Below are 23,034 nucleotides of genomic sequence, written 5' to 3' on the forward strand. Positions count from 1 at the left end.
CGACCGCTCGAAACGCGTCAAGATGTACGGAAGCCGCCTTTGCAATACCAACTTGATGACGCCATTGCCTCGTATAGAGCCGCCTGCCATGAGTTGCCGCCCGACTTAAGCCGAGAACGGCATTTGCGCTCAAGATGAGCCGCTACGTCAGCGAAACCACCAGCTTGGAAGACCTCTTCGAGTTCCTCTGCTATCCCTGCAATCTCCTCAGTAGCGACGTTTGAATAGAGTTGCGCCAGATCGAGTGCATCGAATTGATGCAGCACGCGCGCTCGAAGATTGGAATGGAAGCCAGGAGTAATTCCTACGGAGAACAGAGCCGCAGCCGGCGTCGTCTCAACGATTTCGGCAATAAGCCAACGTTGGTCATCAACTTCGTCGAAATACGGGTGAACCGCGCAGTCCTTAGGCCCAGTCGGGACTGCAGCATGTTTGCCTTTGTTGCAACGATTACAACTCCCTACCAAATTTTTTGGAGCGACTGAGAGACCTGGATAGGACTCCTTGGGCAAAACATGATCAAGCGTCTCGATTGTGCCATATTGGCAGAAAGGACATCGATCGTGCCTTGGCAGGATTTTCAACGCGTCGTAGATAGCGCGGGCGGGCATCTTCTTGCCCACCATGCGACCCGTGTAGTTCTTGATAAGGTCAGCTCCTTCAACTGCACCGATGCCCTTTTTATGAGTTTCAATGAGATACAGTTTCCCGAGTTTTGCATAAGCATCGTACTCGGTGGAAAGATCAACGATCTCTTGCCTGATTCCCTTCATTTTGGCTCGTAGAACGGCCGACTTAATACGGTCCGCGCACAAATCGAATGTCGCGCCTGATTCGAACGAAGGCGACTTGACGGACCACATCACTAACCGTCCCGGCGGCCACGCTGAGCCAGGAGTGCCCGGATCAAGGCTTGTCCCTGCCCACCAATCTCATCGTCGAAGCGAGCCATCACGCCTTCAAAAGTATGTTCTCCTGCAACGATCTCGCCGATTATTCGATGAAAGCCAGATCGGTCGACCTCCAATCCGAAAACTTCGCGGGTCAACACGTTGACGGCCTCTGCAAATGTCTCAACTTCTGGTCTGCTAGCTGCAGAAGCGAGGCCATGTCTGGCAATCTTCCAAACGCACGATGCTGGAACCTCCTGAACGACGACCGGGGAATGGGTTGCAATAATGGCTACGCCGTTCCGATTGGTTAGGAGGTCCGAGAGTGCGCGCACAAAAGCCGCTAACAACGGCGGGTGAAGATGTGCCTCCGGTTCATCCATGAGGACAAGTGTCCGCTCCTCAACCAATTCAACTAATCTAGTGGTGGTGAGCAGAACGATCTTATGACCGGAGCTGAGTTTGCCGTAGAGAGCTTTCGCCTCGTCAACGAATGTTTCTTCGTCGTCGATTTCTGCAAGTTCGGCAACGCCGATTTCGGCAAAGAGATTGTCGGTCTCCAACGTTTGCAACGCGGCTCGCCAACGCTTCCGACGAACACCTTTAGCGCAGACACGGACACTCTTCGCAAAGTCGCCAGCTAGGCGGTCGATGTTTTGAGTAATGACGGCTGTTGTTCCATCGCGTTTGATGAGTTTACGAAGGCCAACATTTTCGTAGCCGATTTTGGCCTCTTCCTTCGCAGCGGTTTGCTGAACGGTCAGGAACTCGTCAAAGGCACTGAAGGTCACACTAACGAGGTTCGCGAACGTCTCATCCGCATCGCCGATCAAATCGACATCCAACGCTTCAAAAGAGAACGAACCGTCCCTTCGCTTCGTGGTTGAAGCGTCAACCAACGCACGTGTCATACCATTCAGAAGGCGTGTCTTACCAACCCCATTACGACCTACAAGCACATGAATATTAGTCGGTGGGAATGCTCCAGGTTTCACCTTGAATTCTAGTTCGACAGGATCAGTTAGAGAGCCGACCGTTTTGGCGGCCCGGTACGAGAACTCGTATGGTGTCAGTTCGACGCCCTCGTCCAGCACTCGTCGATACTGAATTTCGACATTGCGTGCACTAGATGAGCGCATGAGAGATGTCGTCATTACATCCTCTTCTAGAGCCCGCGCGTAAAGTATTTGATCGGCCGCAACGTCACGCAGAGCAATGAGTATCTCGGAGCGCTCCTCTTCATCAATTTCCATCAAGGCCTTGTAGTAGTCGACATCCTGGCCGAGTGAAAAGAACTCCTCTGGAAGTCTCACAAATTCTTTGGGTAGCGCGGGACGCCGCTGTTTTTCTGGCCAACCAAACTCACCTATCTTTACTTGGCCGATTTCATGTTTCTGGCCCGCTCGGTCGAAATAAGTTAGGTAATAGAGGGTATTATAGGTGAACCAATCATCCCAATTGTCTGTCCAAAGGTAGCCGGTTGCGACTCCGCTATCCGGGGCATGATTGGCGCTATTAGGGCGGACTACAAACGTCATTTTTATATTTAGCGTTTCCGCATATTGGAACCTTCAACCATCGAAGCACTATCCCGGATCAGCGTTCTGGTCGACTCACTAATGGCTCAAATACCGTGGATAAGTCGAAACGCTCATAGTGGACATGAATTTCATCGATAGACATTCCCAGCTCAGTCAGGCGATGCTGGCGAAGACCGTGGACTGCGCAGCCCCGTACTGCAAATTCGCCCAGAGTTATGTCCGCATTCCGGCGTCATGGTGAATGCCGGAAACGAACCGACATGAGGCGCAACGCTACCGATCATGTAGTGGAAAGCGCACATCGGCTCCGAGGCAATACAGACCAATCAGAGTTTGTCCTCCGACAAAAGCCACGTGCGGTCGGCGGCCCGCCCGCCATTCCACCGCGTCCCGCTTTCTGCTTGAATATCCACTCCACCCACCTCGGAGCCCCGCCAACTCCACCGACCCCTTCGCCCCTCTTCGCCAACGTTTCCTCGCTCGCTGCGCTGATCAGCTCGCGGAGCTGAAGGCCATTGCGCTTCAGGCCACTCTCCTGCCCGGCAACGATCCGCTGATCCGATTCACCCATTCGCTGGCCGGCGCGGGCACGTTCGGCTTTGCGGGGATCAGCGGGCGGGCTCCAGTGCTGGAGACGCTGCTTATCGAGCAGGCGGATGGCGCAAGCGTCCGTGCGGCGCTGGATGCGCTTATCGCTGAGATCGAGCGGGCGCTGGCGTGAATGGCGCTGGCCTGAGCGGGTCGGCCGCGCCTATTTCTGCGCGCCGCAGGGCAAGATTGGCCAAGAGTGAGCGCCAGATCTCGGTCATGACTTTCCAGCTCCTTTTTGCCGATAGATACCGGCAAAACCTATCCGAGGTCTAAAGAGCCCTGCGCATCGCCCGCGCTGGAGTGATTACCGCCTCGGGCTGGCCGTTTTGGGAACATCGCCTGCTTGCACCTGTCGTAACGGCAGTTTGCCCATGGGTGTGGTATTTTTGCCACCCCAAATTCCCACAACCCCTGCTAGAACCTCGACGGGTTTAATTGGGGTTATGGGCTATGCTTCTTCGTATTTCTGCGAAATCCGTTTTGTTGGGCGCCGTTTCGGCCGTCGCTTTGATGTCGGCCGCACAGGCCGCCGACGTGGTCCAGGAGCAGGCGGCTCCGGGCTTCAACTGGAGCGGCGTCTATGTCGGGTTCGGCCTCGGCGCCGGCGCCAATGTGCACAAGCTCAGCAGTGATTTTGTACCTGTTTCGCTGAACGGCATCGGTGGCGAAGGCGTCTACGGCCAGGTGACTGCCGGCTATGATTACATGGTCTCGCAGCGCTTCCTGCTCGGCGGCCTGATCGACGCGCATGTCGGCACGATCAAGACTTCGCTCGATGCCGGCGGCCTCAATGCCGATATCAAGGAAACTTACGGCTTCGATGTTGGCGTTCGCGCCGGCTACCTGTTGACGCCTACCACGCTCGGCTATGTCCTGGGCGGCTATGCCTGGCAGAAGTACAAGCTCGACACCAATGCCGGCTTCGGTTTCGATTGGGATCAGGGCGGCTACTTTGTCGGCGCCGGTGTCGAAACGGCGATCAACAGCAACTGGACGCTGAAGGGCGAGTACCGCTACACCCGCTTCAGCACCAACGACAGCCTGCTCTCGGATGCAGGCCTGCCGGTGCCGGACGGCACGCTCAACCTCGACACCTCGCGCCATACATTCGAGGTCGCCGCCAGCTATCGCTTCAACGCCAATGACGGCGGCGGCGCCAGCTTCGAGACGCCTTCCTACAACTGGACCGGCTTCTATGTCGGCGGTGGGCTCGGCGCCGGCGCGGTCGTGCACCAGATCGAGATTCCGCCGCTCGCCGGCGCCAAGTTCAATGGCCTCGGCGGCGAAGGCGTGTTCGGCGAAGCCAGCATCGGCTTCGATCAGGACATGGGCAGCTGGGTGGTCGGCGGCCTCGTCGACGCGCGTCTCTCCGGCATCAAGTCGAAGCTTGAGCTGGGCGGGTTCCTGGGTGTCGACTCGATCAGCCTCAATACCGATTATGGTTTCGACGTGCTCGGCCGCATCGGCATGAAGGTCAACGAGGCGACGCTGGCCTACGCGCTCGCTGGCTATAGCTGGCAGCACTTCAAGCTCGATGCTCCGGCACCGCTCGACGTCGATTGGGGCTCCAATGGCTTCTCGGTCGGCGCGGGCCTGGAAACTGCCCTGTCGGACAAGATGACCGTCGGCATCGAATACCGTTACTCGCAATTTGAGAAGGAAGACTTCTCGGATGCATTGCCGATCCCGAGCGGTCTCGCGATGGCGACCCCGTCCTTCCACACCGTTCGGATCGACGCCAAGTACAAGTTCAACTAAGCCAAGGCCTCCAGCCAAAGCGAAAGCCCGCCGGTCATTCCGGCGGGCTTTTTTATTTTGTCGGGAACGCGCCGGCGTGGCCGTCCTATGGTGCGAGACCTAACCAATAGAGGATGCCATGAGAAAGCTCATCGTCACCGAATTCATCACCATCGACGGAGTCGCCGAGCACGAGAGGCTGCCGAACGTCGCCTGGACCGACGAGATGCAGGCCTTCAAGGAGGATGAGCTTGCCGACAGCGGCGCCATGCTTCTCGGACGCGTCACCTACGAAATCTTTGCCGGCCACTGGCCTGCGGAAAAAGGCGACTTCGCCGACCGCTTCAACGCGCTGCCGAAATATGTCGCCTCGACGACCTTGAAAGCGGTCGATTGGCATCCGGCCGAATTGCTCGAAGGCCCCGTTACCGATGCGGTCACCCGGCTGAAGCAACGAAGCGGCGGCAACATCTATGTGCATGGCAGCGTGACTCTCGCCCGGCAACTGCTCGGCGTTGGCCTTGTCGATACCCTCAGACTGCTCGTTTATCCGGCAGCCGCGGGCCAGGGCGAACGGCTCTTTCCTTCGGGCAAACAGACCGCGCTCGAGCTTGTCTCGGCCGTGCCGTTCAGCAATGGCGTGGTGGCGATGGAATACAGGGCGGTCGCGAAAGCTTAGATTAGATCAGGATGACGTTTCGTTGAATCGCCATCCTGATCTAACTCTTTGTTGGAGCATGATCTTCTCCGAAAACCGGTTCCCACTTTTCGGGATCATGCTCTAGAGGGGCGGTTTTCCGTCCGGAATTGCGTCAAAACAAAGCGATAGGCGTTTCGCCGTTTCCGTGAACGGTGAAACGTACTGGTGGCCTACTGTCTAAATGCCCGGCTGATCTGATCCTGCAGCGGCTTGACCAGATAAGACATCACCGAGCGATCCTCGGTCCTGATGAAGGATTCCACCGGCATGCCGGGAACCAGCTTGACCTCGCCGAGCCGCGCGACCTCCGCGGCCGTCGTGGTAATGCGCACCGTGTAATAGCTGACGCCCGTGCGCTGGTCGGTGGTGATGTCGGGCGAGGTCCGCTCGACGACGCCGTTGATCTGCGGCGTGGTGCGCTGGTTGAAGGCCGAAAAGCGCAGCGAAGCGGGCTGGCCGACCCACAGCTGGTCGATGTCGCTCGGCGCGATCTTGGCTTCCACCGCAAGGCTGTCATTGTCGGGCACGACCTGCATGATGGTCTCGCCCGGCTTCACCACGCCGCCGATCGTATAGGCGATCGACTGCTGCACGACGCCGTCCTGCGGCGCGCGGATGTCAACCCGCTTCAGCTGGTCCTCGGCGGCGACCTTGCGCTCCAGAAGCTCGCCCATCTGGCCGTCGACGTCGCGCAGATCCTTGTTCACTTCGGTGCTGAGGTCGAGATCGATCTGGATGATCTGCAGCTTGATCTCGGCGATCCGTCCCTGCGCCTGAGCCTGGGCCGCAATCAGCTGGCCGCGCTCGCCGTCGAGGCGCGTGGCCTCTCGCTCGGTCTGGGTCAGCCGGTCGATGGAGATGAGCTTCTTGGCCCAGAGCGTACGCACCGAGGCAAGCTCCTTCTGCACCAGCTCTATCTCCTTGCTCTTGGCCTCAGCCTGCGCCGTGTCGCCAGCGATCTCCTTCTCGAGCTGGGCGATGCGTTCCCCAAGCTGGCTCTTCTGGCCCGCGCGGGACGTGCGCCGCGTCTCGAAATGCTGCTTTTCGCCTGCCACCGCCTCGGCGACGTCAGGATCGGCAATGCGGTCCAAAAGCTCGTTCGGAAAGATAATGGCGTCGCTGCCGCGGCGCTCCGAATCGAGGCGCGCCTTGCGCGCGGCGAGCTGGTCGAGCGCCTTGCTCACCACGCCAAGGTTGGCTGCCGGCACGGTGCGGTCGAGACGAACCAGAAGATCTCCCGCTTTCACGTGGTCGCCGTCCCGGGCATCGATCTCCGCAACGATGCCGCCGGTGGAATGCTGCACGTCCTTGACGTGGGAATCGACGACGAGGGCGCCGGGGGCGATGACCGCGCCGGCGATCTCGGTGACCGATGCCCAGCCACCGACGCCGCCCGCAAGCAGGAGCACCACGCCGACGCCAAGCCGCGTGTAGAAGCGGATGGATAAATGCGAGGCGCCTGATATAGCCATGTCAGCGCCCTGCCTCGGTTCCGTCGGCAACGGCCAGATGGGGACCGTCGGAAGCCACTCTCAGTTGCGGCGCGCCGGTCGGCACTGGCCGCAGCGTCGGGAACATCTTGGCGAACACCTCGTCCTTCGGGCCGAAGGCATGGACGCGCCCCTGATTCATCGCCAGCACGAAATCGACGGCCGCCAGCACGTTCGGCCGGTGCGCGACGAGCACGACAACCCCGCCCCGTTCGCGGACGGCCAACATGGCCTTGATCAGGGCCTGCTCGCCATCCATGTCGAGGTTGGAATTCGGCTCGTCCAGGACCACGAGGAAAGGATCGCGATAGAGCGCGCGCGCCAGCGCGATGCGCTGGCGCTGACCGGCCGAGACCGCCTCGCCATGCTCGCCGATCTCGGTCTCGTAGCCTTCGCGAAAACCGACGATCAGCTCGTGCGCGCCCGCCGCCTTCGCCGCGGCGATGATGGCGCCGGCGTCCGCGTCCGGCTCGAAGCGCGCGATGTTCTCGGCCACGGTGCCGGCGAAGAGCTCGACATCTTGCGGCAGGTATCCGATATGGCGGCCGCGCTCCGCCTGCGACCATTGATCGAGGTCGGCGCCGTCCAGCTTGATGCGGCCGGCGACCGGTTGCCAGGCGCCGACGAGCGCGCGCACCAGCGTGGATTTTCCCGACCCGCTCGGTCCGATGATGCCGACGCCATGGCCCGCCTCCAGAGCGAAGCTTGCATCGTGGACCAGCAGTCTCTGGGTGCCCGGGGCGCCGACCGAGACGTTTTGCATGCCGACATTCGCGCTCGGCGGCGGCAGCAACATCGGCTCGGTTTCAGCCGGCAGCGCCGCCAGCACCCTGTTCAGCCGCTGCCAGCCCTGGCGCGCGGTGACGAAGCCCTTCCAGTTGGCGATCGCAAGATCGACCGGAGCCAGCGCGCGGCCGCTGAGGATCGAGGCGGTGATGATAATACCCGCCGTTGCCTGCCCCTCGATGACCAGCCAGGCGCCGAGGCCGAGCATCGACGACTGCAGCAGCATGCGCAGGACCTTCGATATCGCGCCGAAGCCGCCGGCCACGTCGCTCACCTTGCGCTGCTCGGCGATGTAATCGAGGTTGGCGTCTTCCCACCGCGCGGTCAGACCGCCTGCCATGCCCATGGCGGCAACGACCTCGGCGTTGCGGCTCCCAGCCGAGATCAGACCGTTGCGCCGAATACCGGTCAAAGTCCCGGACGACACAGGCTTTCGCGTCAATCGCTCGGCAAGCACGGTCAGAGCCACCAGCACGATCGCCCCAAGCAGCGCTGTCACGCCTAGCAACCAATGGAACATGAAGATGATGACAAGGTAGAGCGGCAGCCAGGGCAAATCGAAGAGCGCCGTCGGCCCCATGCCGGACAGGAAAGCACGCACGCTGTCGAGGTCGCGCATCGGCTGCAGGCTATCGCCCGCGCGCCCGTTTTTCAGCGGCAACTGCAGCATCGACGCATAGACACGGCGGCCCAGCGCCTCATCCAAGGCTCCGCCAATGCGCACAAGCACGCGACCGCGCACGAAATCGAGAATGCCCTGGCCGCAATAGAGGATGACCAACAACACGGTGATGCCGATGAGTGTCGGCAGGCTGCGGCTCGGCAACACGCGATCATAGACCTCGAGCATGTAGAGCGAGCCCGCAAGCATCAACACGTTGAGCACGCCGCTGAACAACCCGACCGCGAGGAAAGCCGACCGGCAGGAGCGAAGCGCCTCGGCGAGTTCGGAGCGCGCGGATTGCGCTCGCCGGCCTGTCGGTTTTGCCGGCCGCTTGCCGCCTATAGGCGCATTGGTTTGCCTGGCGATATCGCCGATGCTGCTGTCCGGCGTGGGCCGGCGCGCGCGAAACAAAGCCAAGCCGCCGAAGCCCACCATCGCCACACCAAAAAGCGTCTCCCCCATCGAACCGGGCCGTCCTGGCGAAAGCCAGCCGTTGCCGCCGAGAAGGAGCAGCACAGCGCAAGCAACTAGGACCAGGCCGGCGAGCCTTACCTTTGCCTGCGCTGAACCAGATGCTGCCTTGGCTACCATTGTCGAAGCGACACTGAACAAAACACTCCGGTCATCCAACCTGCCTGTCGCACGTCATGGCTCGACAGGCCGACCGCTGCCTCAGCCGCCGTCATTGGCGTAGACATGCAGTATCGCCCCTTCGAAGGTCATGCCGGTATTGTTGTAGAAATCGAGCTCCTGGTGGATGAGGTTTCCGGAGAGCTCCAACCCGGCGGGGGACTCGTCATCCAGTCCCACGTTCCAGGCTGCGCTGCTCGCCTTCACGGCACTCCCACCGCCCCAGTCCTCGAAGTGAGAGGAAGAATTCCCGCCATTCGTGACCTGCAGCCAGTCGATCGCCTGGTCGAGATATTTGTGCGGGCTGTTGGGATCGGAGGCATCGCCGATCGGATTCCCGGCGAGGTAGTTGAGCCAGGTCGCGACCGCGTCGCGGGCAAGGACGAAGCGTGTATCCTGCTGATCCTTGACGGACGCATCGATCACCTTGAGCGCGTCGGCGTAGGAAATGAAGAACGTGTCCTCACCGGCGTCGGTCAAGCCGTTCTTGTTGTAGTCGCCGATCAAGAGGCCTGGCTTGCCCGGATCCAGCGTTCCGTTGTGATCGGCATCGACAACATAGCGCAATTCACCGGAGGCGAAGTTCGGGCCGGATTTGTCGGCGCCTGCGACGCCATCCCAGAATGATTTGCCGAGATTGGTCCAGAAGCCCGGCGTGCGCACGCCGGGACCTGCGAATGATTGGACCGTCGCGGTATCATTGGCGGAAACATCATTGGTGGTATCGTCGTCATGGGCATGCACCACGACCGTGTTGGTTCGCGAGTCGGCATTGGGAAGCAAGTTGAACGAGCTGTTGGCCGTGAAGACCCAAGTCTCGTTGCTGTCGACCTGATAGTCGTTGTCGAGATCGCCGGACACATAGTGAGTGCCATGCGAACTGTTGGCCACGAAGCCGCTGAGCAGGTTGATGTCGTCACCGGTATTTCCCGGTGTGCCATTGTCGTCGACGAGTGAGGTCAGCGTCAGCGGATCGAATGCACCGGCTGCGCTCGTGTTGGTTATCTCATAGTGATAGGTGACGTTCTGTGCACCCGACTGGACCGTTTCGGACGAGTGGAAAATACCGTCATGATCGGCATCGACGGTCTTCTCGATGGCCACTGATGGCGCGACATCCTTCACCGTCACGGTCGCGTCGTCGGTAGCATACACGTCGCTGGTGCTGTCGTCGTCATGGGCGTGCACGACCACCGTGTTGGTAATGCTGCCCGCATTGTGAGCATCGACGCCGACGGTGGCGCTGAACACCCACTTCTCGTCGCTGTCGACAAGGTAGTCGCCATCGGTGTCGCCCGACACATAGTGCGTGCCATGGTCGGAGCCGGCGACAAAGCCGGTCAGCAGGTCGATGTCATCGCTGGTGTCGCCAGGTGTCGCATCGTCGTCGATCAACGAAGTCAGCATCAGCGGATCGAAGGCGCCGGCCGCGCTCGTGTTGGTCACCTCGTACGTGTAGGTGACGTCAGCGGCCGAGCCCTCGTTGATCGAAGTCGGGTCGGCGGTCTTCTCAATGGCGATCGATGGCGCGACGTCGTTGACCGTCACGGTCGCAGTGTCGTTGGCGGACACGTCATTGGTGCTGTCGTCGTCGTGAGCATGCACCACCACCGTGTTGGTGATGGTGCTGCCGGTGGCATGAGCGTCAATGTTGACGTCAGCGCTGAATATCCAGGTCTCGTTGCTGTCGACAAGGTAATCGTTGTCTGTATCGCCCGACACGTAGTGGGTGCCATGCGAGCTGTTGGCGACGAAACCGCTCAACAGGTTGATATCGTCGCTGGTGTCTCCCGGCGTCGCATTGTCGTCTACCAGCGAGGTCAGCGTCAGAGGATCGCCGGCGCCATCAGCGCTCGTATTGGTCACCTTGTAGGTGTAGGTGACCGTCGTCGACTCGCCTTCATCTATTGAGCTCGGATCGACCGTCTTCTCGACCGCGACCGCGGGAGCGTGATCCACACTGGCTTTTGCGATGACGCCCCATTCCTCAAACCCGCCATCCGAGTCACTTGGGCTCCCGAAAGCCGAATAGAGATAGACGTAGTTACCGGTTGCCCCGGCGAAGAAACTGGTCGGAATGTAGACAAACAGATCGCCCACCCCGCTGCCTGCGGGCGCGTCCTTTCCAGCGTCCAACTGAACCGTCACGTCACCGTCGGTGGCATTTCCATCAACATTATAGAGTAGTTGCTGCGCCTGAAGCGTCGCAAGGGTGGTGATATTTGGATCCGTCGCCGAATATATCTGTAATGAGTTGAGCGACAGCAGCGATCCCTTGTCGCTGTTCGGCTCATTGGCGTCGAGCTTGAAGACGTAGTAATCGTGGCCGTTCACGGACACTACCTGCATATCGCTCAGGAGAAGCGCATTGGTGTGCTCCTGCTGCTTGTCATCCAGCGGCAGCGGAGAACCATCGGTGTTGAAGCCGCTCTCGGTGCCGTTCGCGCCAAGCACGAGGAAGCTATTGTAGTTGCCCGTGCCAGCACCGCTTTGCTGTTCAGCCGAAAATACGGTGCCGTCGGTCAAAGTCTGCGACGTTGTCCCGTTGGTCAGATCAACCACTGTGGCCATGTTCAACTCCCTTAGCGCCTAGGCGCGCCACTTGTTGGCCGCCTAAGGCGGCTGATTTACCCCATGCCAATAGCACCGAGATCGGCGCCCAATTCCGTGCGGGAGGAGGATCGACGTGGCATCCAGCAAGCAGCGAGCACCGGCCGGCAGCAAGCGCCACATACAAGATGGCTGCTCACGACTGCTGGTGGCTCGATGTGATGGCTGTAGCGGCACAGATGCCGCGCTGCGTTCCCCTACCCCAGTAGCGCAGTATCTCGTTGTTGCCGATCTCGAGATTGTTCACGCTACTATATTAGGATATTATTAACTCTACCGCAGCGTGCGTCAACGGGCAATTCGATGAAGAGTTAATGACAGAACTCAAATCCGGGTGCGAATTCGACCATTCGGCATAAAGAATACTGTGCTCTATTCTTAGGTCTTATTTTATAAGGGACCTTTGCGCCGACCATTCAGACTTCGGTTGTCGGACCTTCGTCGACGTCATATGCGCCTGAAGCGATGCGGCTGGAGGAGGCTCTCAAACCGCCTTCTTGTTGTCCTGCCTGCCGCCATGCGCTTCCACGGCCTTCTCCACGGCGCGCTTCAGCTCATCCTTGATCTCCGCCGTCTCGGCCATCAGCGCCTCGATCTTGAGAAAATCGAGCACGCGGTACTTCGAGACTTTTGGGCGGATCAGGATGTCGGGGCTGGACTGCTGCAGCTTGTTGGCGATGATCGACTGCATCATCAACTGCGAGGCGCCATACATCAGGTCGACCGTAGTCGGATGCTTGCGCTCGGCGTCGCTCGGCGCACCGACCACGTCGATTGCGATGATGATATCGGCATCCTTTTCGAGGAGATCGAAGGGGACGGGATTGTAGATGCCGCCATCGATCAGCAGGCAATCATTGCGCACCACAGGGCGGAACACCGCGGGAATGGCGGCCGAGGCCGCAAGCGCCGAATGCAATTCACCCTCGGCGAACACGGCGAGCTTGTGGCCGAAATAGTCGGTCGCCGTCACCTTGAGCGGAATCTTCAGCTCTTCGAAGGTGGCGGGGATATCCTGAGGCAGGAACGCCTTCAGGATGCGCTCTATATTGAACTGGCCGACGCGGATGCCGCCCTGCATGGCTTCGGCGATCGTGCCCGGCCGCGACCGCCACATGCGCGCCGCCACTTCGGCCCGGCTGCCGAGGATCGACCGGGCATAATCGTGAATCTCGGCACCCTTCATGCCCGCGGCCATGCCGGCGCCCATGATGGCGCCGATCGACGAGCCGGCGATCGCCGCCGGCTTGATGCCAAGCTCGTCGAGAGCCTCGATGATATGGATATGCGCAAGACCGCGCGCGCCGCCGCCGCCGAAGGCCACCCCGAAGGTCGGGCTCATCTCTTGCGGCCTCCCGCCACCTGAACCAGCGGCGGCCCGATGACCATCACCGCCGGATCGGAGGACAGGAGCTTCTTTGCCGCCGCCTTGACGTCGGCCAGCGTCACCGCGTTGATGAAAGCCGCGCGCCGCTTGATATAATCGATGCCGAGATGATCGATCTGCAGCTCCACCAGCGTCGCGGCAATGGAGCTGGACGAATCCAGATTGCTGATGGCGTAGGCGCCGACCATGTATTTCTTGGTCGCCGCGAGCTCCTCCTCCGAGGGGCCGTTCTCAGCCATGTCCTTCACCACCTGGCGCACGATCGCAAGCGTTTGGGCCGCGCGGTCGGAACGCGTCGCCGTCGTCACCAGCAGCGCGTTGGAATGCTCGTGATCGACGAGATCGGAGCTGACGCTATAGGCAAGGCCGCGCTTCTCGCGCACCTCTTCGTAGAGACGCGACGTGAACGTCGAGCCGCCGAGTATCTCGTTCATCAGCGCGGCGGCGTAGAAATCGGGATCGCTTCGCTTCACGCCCGGCCAGGCAAGCTGCAGGGAGGTCTGCGGCAAGTCGTAATTCACTTCGAGCTGCTGGCCGAGCTTGGGCGTGACGTCGACAATCGGCGCCAGCGCCTGCTTGTCCGGCAGGTCGCCGAACACCTCGTCGAGCCTGCCGCTCAACGTGGCGGCGTCGATATCGCCCACCACCGCCACATGCAGGCCGCCGCGGGCGAAATTTGCTTTGTGGAAGGCCCTGAGGTCGTCGGCAGTGATGGTGGCGAGGCTGTCTTTGTTGCCCTCGTCCGGCCGCGCATAGGGATGCTGGCCGTAGATCGCGCGCAGCCAACGCTGCTGGCCGATCGTGTTGGGGTCCCGCTCATTGGCGAGGATGCCGGACAGTATCTGGGCGCGGATGCGGTCGATCGGCGCCTGGTCGAAGCGCGGACTGTTCACCGCCAGCTTCAGCAGGCCGAAAGCCTCATCCTTCTGGTCGGACAACATGCGCATCGAGCCATAGGTGCCATCGCGGGCGGCCTGAAAACTCATCTCGGCGCCGGCATCGTCGAGCTTCACCTGGAAGCCCTCGCTGTCGAGGTCGCCGGCGCCCTCGTCGAACAGCCCGGTCATCAGGTTGACCAGGCCTTCCTTGCCGGCCGGATCCTGCGCCGTGCCGCCGTCGAAGACGAAACGGATCGCAACCAGCGGGATCGAATGGTCTTCCACCAGCCAGGCGGTGACGCCCTTCTTGGACTTCACCTCCTGGATGTTCATCTCGGCGCGCGCGGCAAGCGCCGGCAAAAGCAGGAAGAACAGGGCGAAGCAAAGGATGGCAACGGCGCGATAGACGCGCCCACCTTCTCCCCTTGTGGGAGAAGGAAAGGTGCTCGTGCGGCCAAGAACCATGCTCATCATCAATTCCCCGCCTGCTGCTGCGGCAAGAGATAGCCACTGGTTGAGCGATCGAGCACCAGATAGCGGGCGGCGACCGCCTTGACCTCATCGGCGGTTACCTTGCGGATGCGGTCGGGCCATTCCTGGACGTCCTTGACATTGCCGCCCGTCGCAAGCGTCGAGCCGTACATGTTGGCCATGTCGTCCTGCTTGTCGCGCGCAAAGATCATGGAGCGCACATAGCGGGTCTTGGCCCGCTCCAGCTCATCGTCGCTCACGCCGTCCTTGACGATGCGGGCGATCTCGGCATCGGCCGCCGCCTCGATATCGACAAGCTTGGCGTCGCCGCGCGGGGCGCCATAGACGGTGAAGTTGGTGGCGTCGAGCATGGTGCCCTGGAAATAGGCGCCGGCCTCGGAAGCGATACCCTGCTTGACGACGAGCTGCTGGTACAACCTGCTGCGGTTGTCGCCGCCGAGGATCTCGGCAAGCAGGTCGAGCGCCTCGGCTTCGCCGGGCTTGGCCGTGTGATAGGACGGCACCACCCATTGCGTCGAAAAACTCGGCACCGAGACGCGCGCGTCGGTCAGCGTCACCGTGCGCTTCGTGTTCTGCTCGGGCTCGACGGGACGGATGCGCGGCCGCAGGTCCGGGCCGCGGGCGACCTTGCCGTAGGTCCTTTCGGCCATCGCCTTCACCGCGTTGGGATCGACGTCGCCCACCACCACCAGCACGGCGTTGTTCGGCCGATAATAGGCGTCGTAGAAGGCTTTCGCGTCCGGACGGTTCAACTGCTCCATCTCCTGCATCCAGCCGATCACCGGAATGCGGTAAGGCTGGTTCTGCCAGAGCGTCGCGTCGACCTCCTCGTCGAGCACCGCCTGCGGGTTGCCGTCGATGCGCGAGCGGCGCTCCTCCAGGATCACGTCGCGCTCGGTCTTGATGACATCGTCGGTCAGGATGAGGTTACGCATGCGATCGGCCTCGAAGCCCATCATCTGCTCGAGCGCCGAAGGCGGCACCGTCTCGTGGAAGGCGGTGTAGTCGTAAGAGGTGAAGGCGTTGTTGGAGCCGCCGATCTCGGACACGGCGCGGTCGAACTCGCCGGCGGCGTGATTTGTCGTGGCCTTGAACATCAGGTGCTCGAAGAAATGCGCGATGCCGGATTTGCCGGGCGGCTCGTCGGCGCTGCCGATCTTGTACCAGACCATGTGGGTGACGATCGGGGCGCGATGGTCCGGGATGATGACCACTTCCATGCCGTTGTCGAGCAGGAAATCCTTGACCTCGCCGTCATCGGCCGCGCGGGCCGGAGCAGCCGCGGCAAGCCCCAGCGCGCCCGCCAGAAGCGCTGCGCGCAGCCCAATCCCTGTTTGTCTCATCAAGTTCTCCGGTCGCGGTTGCGCGACGATAGGCAAGGTTCGCTGGTGAGGCAAAGTGATTTGTTCGGCATTTTCGAGGCGAGACTAGTTGGCCTCGACGAAGCGGATGACCGTTTCGCCGTAATTGCGCTCGTCCATCACGGAAAAACCGGCGCCCGGTTCGAACGCCGCCGAGGCAGCCTCCTCGACGACGCAGAGCGCGCCAGGCAGAAGCCAGCCGCCGGCCTTGGCCGAGCGCAGCGCCCGCTCGCCGAGCCCTTTGCCATAGGGCGGGTCGGCGAAGATCAGGCCGAAGGGCGAGATCGTGCCGGCTTCCCCCAAATGAGCGGCGTCGCGACGAAAGATCTTGGTGCGGCCGGTGAGCCCATAGGCCTCGACATTCTCGCGGATCAGGCCTCGCCCTTCGGTCGATTCTTCGATGAAGACGCAGTAGGAGGCGCCGCGCGACAGCGCCTCAAGTCCGAGCGCGCCGGTGCCGGCGAAAAGGTCGAGCACGCGGCCGCCCTCGAGCTTTTCCGCGTAGCGATGCGCCAGGACGTTGAACACCGCCTCGCGGGTGCGGTCGGTGGTCGGGCGGATTGCGTTGCTTTTCGGCGTCGCCAGCGGACGCCCGCGGAACTCACCGCCGACGATCCGCATCGCCGCCCCTCTTCGGACCGCGCGGCCTGTCGCCGCCATCGCCTTCAGGACGCTCGCCGCGAGGCTTGCCGAACGGCTTCGCGCCCGGCTTGCCCTTGCCGCCCGGCTTGTAGGATGCCTTGCGCGCCTTCGCCTCGGCGGCCTTGGCGGCATCGGCCTCCGCCCTGCCCTTGCCGATCGGCCGGGCGCCCGGCGCCATCCAGACATTGGCCTTGCGTTGGCCCGGCGGCTCGATCGGCCGCTGCTCGCGCTCGGATTTCTTGCCCCCAAACCGCGGCTTGTCGCCGAAACCGCCGCGGTCGGATTTCGGGCCGCGCTCGCCGAACGCCCTGTCCGGCCCAAATGCCCTGTCCGGCTTTGTCGAGAGCTTGCTCAGCGCCTCGTCGCGGCTGCCTTCGCGGCGCTTGCGCGCCTTGATCAGCCCGCCCTCGCCGATCGGTCGATGGTCGCCGTCGCGCGTGAATTTCGGCCGGTCGGTCTCTTCACGGCGAGGCCCGCCGCCGCGCACCGGCTTGTTGGAGAACGGCTTTTGGATCTCGGCATCGAAATTGGCGCCGGACTCCTCGATCAGCCGCTCGCCAAGCTGTTCGCGCAACACGCGGCCCCTGATCTCGAGCACATGGCCCTCCGGCAGGTCCTCGAGCTGGAACGGCCCGTAGGAGATGCGGATCAGCCGCGTCACGTCGAGGCCAAGCGCGCCGAGTATGTTCTTCACCTCGCGGTTCTTGCCTTCGCGCAGGCCGAGCGTCAGCCACGCATTGGAGCCCTGCTCGCGATCCAGCGAGGCTTCGATCGAGCCGTAGAAGACGCCGTCGACGGCGATGCCTTCGCGCAGGCCGGCGAGCGCGCTCTCCTCGACCCTGCCGTGGACGCGCGCACGATAGCGCCGCAGCCAGCCGGTCGCCGGCAATTCGAGCACGCGCGACAGCCCGCCGTCATTGGTCAAGAGCAGCAGGCCCTCGGTGTTGATGTCGAGCCGGCCGATCGTCATCAGCCGCGGCAGGTCGGGCGGCAGCACGTCGAAGACGGTCCCGCGGCCTTCCGGATCGCGGTTGGTGGTGACGACGCCCGCCGGCTTGTGGAACAGGAAGAGGCGCGTGCGCTCGATCGGCGGGATCTCGGTGCCGTCGAGATGGATAACGTCGTTGGCGCCGACATTGAAGGCCGGCGAGTCCAGCACCTTGCCGTTGACCTTGACGCGGCCGGCCGCGATCAGCTCTTCGGCGTCGCGGCGCGAGGCGATGCCGGCGCGCGCCAGCCGCTTGGCGATACGCTCGCTGCTCTCCGGCGCGGCTTCCGAGGGACGCGGCCGCGGCTTGAAGCCGCCTTCCGGTTTCCTTGCGATGCTATCGCGCTGCGGACGATCGCTGAAGTCTCGCTTCGGCCGGTCGGCGAAATCGCGTTTGGGACCGTCATCGAACGCGCGCTTGGGGCGATCGAAACGTCGTTCGCCCCGCTCGCCTTCAGCCGCCACCGGCCGCTCGCCCCGCGGCGTATAGGGCTTGCGGCTCTCACGCTTGTCGAAGGGCTTGCCGTCGCGCGGCGGACCTTTGCGGAACGGCCTGTCGCCTCGCTCCCCGCCTTCCCCCGTTTCACGCGGCTTGTAGCTGCGCTTGAAGTCGCGGGCCGGGCGCTCACCTTCGGCCGCCATCGGCCGGTCGCCGCGCGGCGTGTAAGGCTTGCGGCCATCGCGCTTCTCGAATGGCTTGCCGTCGGGACGCGGACCTTTGTTGAACGGCTTTTCGGCGCGCCCGGCGCCCTCGCTCGTTTCGCGTGGCTTATAGCTACGCTCGCCATAGCGGCGCTCGCCTTCGGCAGCCGCGGGCCGCTCATGCTTGGCGAACGGCTTCTTGGTGCCATAGGCCGGCTTGCCGTCTCGCCGGCCCGCCGGTTTCGAGCCGCCTTTGCGAGGCCCGCGTGGAGATTTCTTGTCGTCGTTCATTACTTTGCTCGTTTTTGCCTGCTACGACGCCGCGCGCCCTTGCGGACGCCCAACGCAGGCAGTGTCATTCTTGATTTTGCGCATATGCCAGCGCGGCAAAAACCGATTCCGGTTTTCAAGGTCTCGCGCTAGATAACAGGATCGCTGTCGGGTGGCGAGGAGTAATCGGAATGGAGACCGCTTGAAACGACCGGATTTCATGGCCCTGGCGCTCGAAGAGGCCGAAGCGGCCGCCGGCCGCGGCGAAGTGCCGGTCGGCGCCGTGATCGCGAATGGCGGCACGGTGATCGCGAAAGCCGGCAACCGCACGCGCGAATTCTCGGACCCGACCGCGCATGCCGAGATGCTGGCGATCCGCGAGGCCTGCCGGAAGCTCGCAAGCGAGCGTCTCACCGGCCACGATCTCTATGTGACGCTGGAGCCCTGCGCGATGTGCGCCGGCGCGATCTCCTTCGCCCGGCTGCGGCGGCTCTATTTCGGCGCCGCCGACGAGAAAGGCGGCGCCGTGGTCAACGGCGCGCGCTTCTTCGCCTCGCCCACCTGCCATCACGCGCCGGATGTCTATGCGGGGATCGGCGAAAGCGACGCCGCCCTCATCCTCAAGGATTTTTTTCGCGAGAAACGGGATGGCGGGTGAAGTGGAGTGAGTAGTGAGTAGGTGACTACTGACTATTCAGAGCCCCAGCCAGTCGAACCAGCCGCCCTTCTTGCCTTCGGCCTGCGCCTTGAGACGGCGCTCCTTCTTGTACTCGTCCTCGCCGAGCTCGTTCTGCGGCGCGGTGGCGGCCGCCTGACGATAGGCAAGCGGCGGCTCGCTCAGATATTTGCGAGTGGTCGGATCGCCCTGCTTCTGTTCGGCCAGCCGGCGCTGAACCTCGGCGCGGCGCGTGGCGCTGGAATCATCCGGCGACCAGCGCGGCGGGTGGCTGGAACCCGAATCCGCCATCGCCTTCTTCACCGCTTCGGGATCGGTCTGGACATCCTCGGCCGCTTCAGGCTGGTAGTTCGGATCGTTCTGGTGCGCGGTGGCGTCGGCGCGGATGCGGGCGCGGCGCGCCTCCGGCGATTCGGGCCAGTCGGCGCTCGCCGTCTGGATGCTCTGCTGCGGCGCGGGCAAGCTTTCCTTCTGCCCAGGAGCTGGCTTCACCAGTTCAGGACGCGGCTTGTAGTCGATCGGATCGCGACGCTTCGGCGTGATCGCGGCAGCGCCGGAAACATCATCGAAGAGCTGCGCGGCAGCGGTCTTGCCGGTCCCGTAGGTGGGCGAGCTCACGCAGCCGGACATTGCGATGGCCGATACCACAAGCGGCGCCATCAGCGCGGCGCGCGCAAACGTTCTGTCGGTCATGCCAAAAAGTCCCACTCTAACAGCCTTTCGGTCGCCACCGGCCAAGGGCACGGTCCCCTGCTTCCCCGCATTTGCGATGGAAATCCGGCGACAATTTGTCTGCCGGAGTGTCGCGTGTTTACCTCAACCGCTCGTCAAGGGCAACGCACGGGCGGGTTTCCGGCCACCCGGCGCGCTGCTTTTGCACCGGCTTATAAACGGCCAAGCGCCTTCAGCTCGTGCAGCACGGCCGCATCGCGGGCCGAAACGTCCGGGAATTCCGGGTCCTGGCCGACATCGGCGGTGTAGCGCCAGGAGCGCGCGCATTTGACCAGACCGCGATCCTCGGCTTTCTCCACCACCACCGCCACGCCCTTGACGTCGTCGAGCGTGAAGGCGCCTTCCGGGGCTTTGCCATGCTTGACGACGAGGTCGCTGGTGATCGCCATCTCGGCCATGTCGACATCGGCGATCGCTGCTTCCAGCACCGCGTCGTCGAGCGTCACCACCGGCACCGCTTCGAGCGACGAACCGATCAGCTTCTCGGCGCGCGCGATCTCAAGCGCGCCGGTGACGACACGGCGCACTTGCCTTACCTTGCGCCATTTCTCGGCCAGCGCCTCGTTGCGCCAGTTCTGCGGGATCGCCGGGAACTGATCGAGATGCACCGATACGGCTTGCGGATGGCGGTCGAGCCAGGCTTCCTCGGTGGTGAAGGGCAGCATCGGCGCCAGCCACTTCACCAGGCATTCGAAGAGGTGGCGCACCACCTGCACGGCCGCCCTGCGGCGCAGGCTCGACGGCGCGTCGCAGTAGAGCGCGTCCTTGCGGATGTCGAAATAGAAGGCCGAAAGCTCCACCACCATGAAGTCCAGCAGCGTGCGGGTGATGCGCTTAAACTCGAACGCGTCGTAGCCCTGGCGCACCACCTCGTCCAGCTCGGACAGCCGATGCAGCATCAGCCGTTCCAGTTCCGGCATCGCCTCGACCGGCACATCCTGGCCGTCGTCATGAGCGAGCGTGCCCAGCATCCAGCGGATGGTGTTCCTGAGCTTGCGGTAGGCGTCGATATTGGTCTGCAGCACGTTCTTGCCGAGGCGCTGGTCTTCCCAATAATCGGTCGTCACCACCCAGAGCCTCAGGATATCGGCGCCGGACTGTTTGATGACGTCCTGCGGCACGACGGTGTTGCCGAGCGACTTCGACATCTTGCGGCCTTCCTCGTCCATGGTGAAGCCATGGGTGATGACCGTGTCGTAAGGCGCCCTGCCCCTGGTCCCGCAGCTTTCGAGCAGCGAGGAATGGAACCAGCCGCGATGCTGATCCGAGCCCTCGAGATAGACGTCGGCCGGCCATTTGAGATCCGGACGGTCTTCCAACGTGAAGACATGCGTCGAGCCGGAATCGAACCAGACGTCGAGGATGTCCATCACCTGGTGCCATTTCGAGGCATCGTGATTGCCGAGGAAGCGCGCCTTGGCGCCTTCGGCGAACCAGGCGTCGGCGCCTTCCTTCTCGAAAGCGTCCATGATGCGCCGGTTGACGGCCTCGTCCTTCAGCACATTGCCGTCCTCATCGGCGAAGACGGCGATCGGCACACCCCAGGCGCGCTGGCGCGACAGCACCCAGTCGGGGCGCTCCTCGATCATGGCGCGGATGCGGTTCTGGCCCGCCGCCGGCACGAAGCGGGTGTCGTCGATCGCCTTCAGCGCGCGGCCGCGCAGCGTCGTGCCGTCGCCAAGGTCCTTGTCCATATAGACGAACCATTGCGGCGTGTTGCGGAAGATGACCGGCTTCTTGGAGCGCCAGGAGTGCGGGTAGCTGTGCTTCAGCCGGCCGCGCGCGAAGAGCGCGTTGCGCTTGATCAGCTCGTCGATCACCGCCTGATTGGCATTGCCCTTCTTGCCGTTGTCATCGATGACGCGCGCTGCACCGCCGTCGTGTCCGGGGCCGAAGCCCGGCGCGTCCTTGGTGAAGAAGCCGGCATCGTCGACCGTGAAGGGGATCGCGGTATCGACGCCGCGCGCCCTCAGTTCGCTCGCGGCTTCCATCCAGGCGTCGAAATCCTCGCGGCCATGGCCGGGCGCGGTGTGCACGAAGCCGGTGCCGGCATCGTCGGTGACGTGCTCGCCGGCAACCATCGGCACCGGGAATTCATAACCGCCGCCGAGCCCCTTGAAAGGATGCGAAAGCGTAAGCTGACCAAGCTGTTCGGCCGAGACGCTGTGAAGCCTGTTGAACGTGACCTTGGCCTTGGCCGCACAGTCCTCGGCCAGCGCGTCGGCAAAAATCAGCTTCTCGCCGGGCTGCGGGCCGAATGCGTTCTCGGCCGCCGTCACCTCATAGAGGCCATAGGCGATGCGCGGCGAATAGCTCACGGCGCGGTTGCCGGGGATGGTCCAGGGCGTGGTCGTCCAGATGACGACATGCGCCTCGACCAGATCGAGCGCGGCCTCGTCCAGCGCCGGCGCGGCGCCGGCGACCGGCTGGGCGAGACTCGCGACGGGGAACTTCACCCAGATCGTGTCGCTCTCATAATCCTGATACTCGACCTCGGCCTCGGCGAGCGCGGTACGCTCGACCACGCTCCACATCACCGGCTTCGAGCCGCGGTAGAGCTGACCGGACATGGCGAATTTCAACAGTTCGCCGGCAATGCGCGACTCGGCATGGTAAGCCATGGTCGTATAGGGATTGTCGAAATCGCCGATGACGCCGAGGCGCTGGAACTCGTCGCCCTGCACCTTGATCCAATGAGCGGCGAAGTCGCGGCATTCCTTGCGGAACTCGTTGACCGGCACCTCGTCCTTGTTCTTGCCCTTGGCGCGATACTGCTCCTCGATCTTCCATTCGATCGGCAGGCCGTGGCAGTCCCAACCCGGCACGTAGTTGGCGTCATAGCCGCGCATCTGGAAGGAGCGGTTGATGACGTCCTTGAGGATCTTGTTCAGCGCATGGCCGATATGAATGTTGCCGTTGGCGTAGGGCGGACCGTCATGCAGCACGAATTTCTCGCGGCCGGCGGCCTCCTCGCGCAGCTTTCTGTAAAGGTCCATGTCCTGCCAGCGCTTGACCAGGCCAGGCTCCTTCTCGGGCAGGCCGGCGCGCATGGGGAAATCCGTCTGCGGCAAATAAAGCGTTTTGGAATAGTCGATCATCTCAACAGTGTCGGTCATTGATCTGCCATCTCAGGGGTACCCGACGACAAAAGCCGGGCGTTCAGGTCTTGCCTTGACGCATATCGTTTTCCCAAAACCGAAGCCACCTTCGGGCGATATGCGTTGATGTTCATGAAAAAAACGCGAGGGGCGCGCGCGAAAACTCCCGGCGGCTCCAGCGGCGCTCAGGCCGCCCGGAACACCGGGCCCGTAATTCGTATCGCGATCG

General features: G+C 62.6%; 15 protein-coding genes. 3 read left to right on the forward strand and 12 right to left on the reverse strand.

What is annotated here, in order from left to right; all coding sequences use genetic code 11:
• Positions 1–17: 17 nt before the first annotated feature.
• Positions 18–773, reverse strand: coding sequence for an HNH endonuclease signature motif containing protein (locus CK219_RS16855; RefSeq protein WP_141245362.1), 756 nt, complete (start codon positions 771–773; stop codon positions 18–20).
• Positions 774–865: 92 nt separating this feature from the next.
• Positions 866–2,428 (reverse strand): AAA family ATPase, encoded by a 1,563-nt coding sequence (locus CK219_RS16860; RefSeq protein WP_095767851.1) that lies wholly within the window; start codon positions 2,426–2,428, stop codon positions 866–868.
• A 1,104-nt stretch (positions 2,429–3,532) separates the two neighbouring features.
• Here CK219_RS16860 and CK219_RS16870 point away from each other — a divergent pair.
• Complete coding sequence (locus tag CK219_RS16870; RefSeq protein ID WP_245340506.1) at positions 3,533–4,780, forward strand: outer membrane beta-barrel protein; 1,248 nt, start codon at positions 3,533–3,535, stop codon at positions 4,778–4,780.
• 118 nt (positions 4,781–4,898) lie between these two features.
• Positions 4,899–5,438, forward strand: a complete 540-nt coding sequence (locus CK219_RS16875; protein ID WP_095767854.1) for a dihydrofolate reductase family protein — start codon at positions 4,899–4,901, stop codon at positions 5,436–5,438.
• A 191-nt stretch (positions 5,439–5,629) separates the two neighbouring features.
• Here CK219_RS16875 and CK219_RS16880 read toward each other — a convergent pair whose 3' ends face one another.
• The 8 genes from CK219_RS16880 to CK219_RS16915 form a co-directional block, all read right to left on the reverse strand.
• A complete protein-coding gene (locus CK219_RS16880; RefSeq protein WP_095767855.1) occupies positions 5,630–6,931 on the reverse strand; it encodes an HlyD family type I secretion periplasmic adaptor subunit in 1,302 nt (433 codons plus the stop codon).
• Between the two features lies 1 nt (position 6,932).
• Positions 6,933–8,861 (reverse strand): type I secretion system permease/ATPase, encoded by a 1,929-nt coding sequence (locus tag CK219_RS16885; RefSeq protein ID WP_245340507.1) that lies wholly within the window; start codon positions 8,859–8,861, stop codon positions 6,933–6,935.
• Between the two features lie 210 nt (positions 8,862–9,071).
• Positions 9,072–11,600: a hypothetical protein gene (locus tag CK219_RS16890; RefSeq protein ID WP_141245363.1), complete on the reverse strand. Its 2,529-nt coding sequence runs from the start codon at positions 11,598–11,600 to the stop codon at positions 9,072–9,074.
• Positions 11,601–12,123: 523 nt separating this feature from the next.
• Positions 12,124–12,981: a patatin-like phospholipase family protein gene (locus tag CK219_RS16895; RefSeq protein WP_095767857.1), complete on the reverse strand. Its 858-nt coding sequence runs from the start codon at positions 12,979–12,981 to the stop codon at positions 12,124–12,126.
• Positions 12,978–14,375 carry a pitrilysin family protein gene (locus CK219_RS16900; protein WP_245340510.1) on the reverse strand — a complete coding sequence of 466 codons (1,398 nt, stop codon included), beginning with the start codon at positions 14,373–14,375 and terminating at the stop codon, positions 12,978–12,980. The genes CK219_RS16895 and CK219_RS16900 overlap by 4 nt, the downstream gene beginning before the upstream one ends.
• Before the next feature lie 2 nt (positions 14,376–14,377).
• Positions 14,378–15,739, reverse strand: coding sequence for a pitrilysin family protein (locus CK219_RS16905; RefSeq protein WP_245340508.1), 1,362 nt, complete (start codon positions 15,737–15,739; stop codon positions 14,378–14,380).
• Between the two features lie 84 nt (positions 15,740–15,823).
• On the reverse strand, positions 15,824–16,378 hold the full coding sequence (gene rsmD / locus CK219_RS16910) for a 16S rRNA (guanine(966)-N(2))-methyltransferase RsmD (protein ID WP_095767859.1): 555 nt from the start codon (positions 16,376–16,378) through the stop codon (positions 15,824–15,826).
• Entirely contained in the window at positions 16,359–18,320 is a 1,962-nt protein-coding gene (locus CK219_RS16915; protein WP_095767860.1) for a pseudouridine synthase, read from the reverse strand. The genes rsmD and CK219_RS16915 overlap by 20 nt, the downstream gene beginning before the upstream one ends.
• Before the next feature lie 181 nt (positions 18,321–18,501).
• Between CK219_RS16915 and CK219_RS16920 the strand changes: the two genes are divergently transcribed.
• Positions 18,502–18,957: a nucleoside deaminase gene (locus CK219_RS16920; protein WP_095767861.1), complete on the forward strand. Its 456-nt coding sequence runs from the start codon at positions 18,502–18,504 to the stop codon at positions 18,955–18,957.
• A gap of 36 nt (positions 18,958–18,993) precedes the next feature.
• Here CK219_RS16920 and CK219_RS16925 read toward each other — a convergent pair whose 3' ends face one another.
• Together CK219_RS16925 and ileS are read right to left on the reverse strand one after the other, a co-directional pair.
• Positions 18,994–19,668 carry a hypothetical protein gene (locus CK219_RS16925; RefSeq protein ID WP_095767862.1) on the reverse strand — a complete coding sequence of 225 codons (675 nt, stop codon included), beginning with the start codon at positions 19,666–19,668 and terminating at the stop codon, positions 18,994–18,996.
• A gap of 191 nt (positions 19,669–19,859) precedes the next feature.
• Positions 19,860–22,823, reverse strand: coding sequence for an isoleucine--tRNA ligase (ileS, locus tag CK219_RS16930; protein WP_095767863.1), 2,964 nt, complete (start codon positions 22,821–22,823; stop codon positions 19,860–19,862).
• Positions 22,824–23,034: the final 211 nt, after the last annotated feature.

This window comes from Mesorhizobium sp. WSM4313 (assembly GCF_002294725.1).
Lineage (GTDB): Bacteria > Pseudomonadota > Alphaproteobacteria > Rhizobiales > Rhizobiaceae > Mesorhizobium.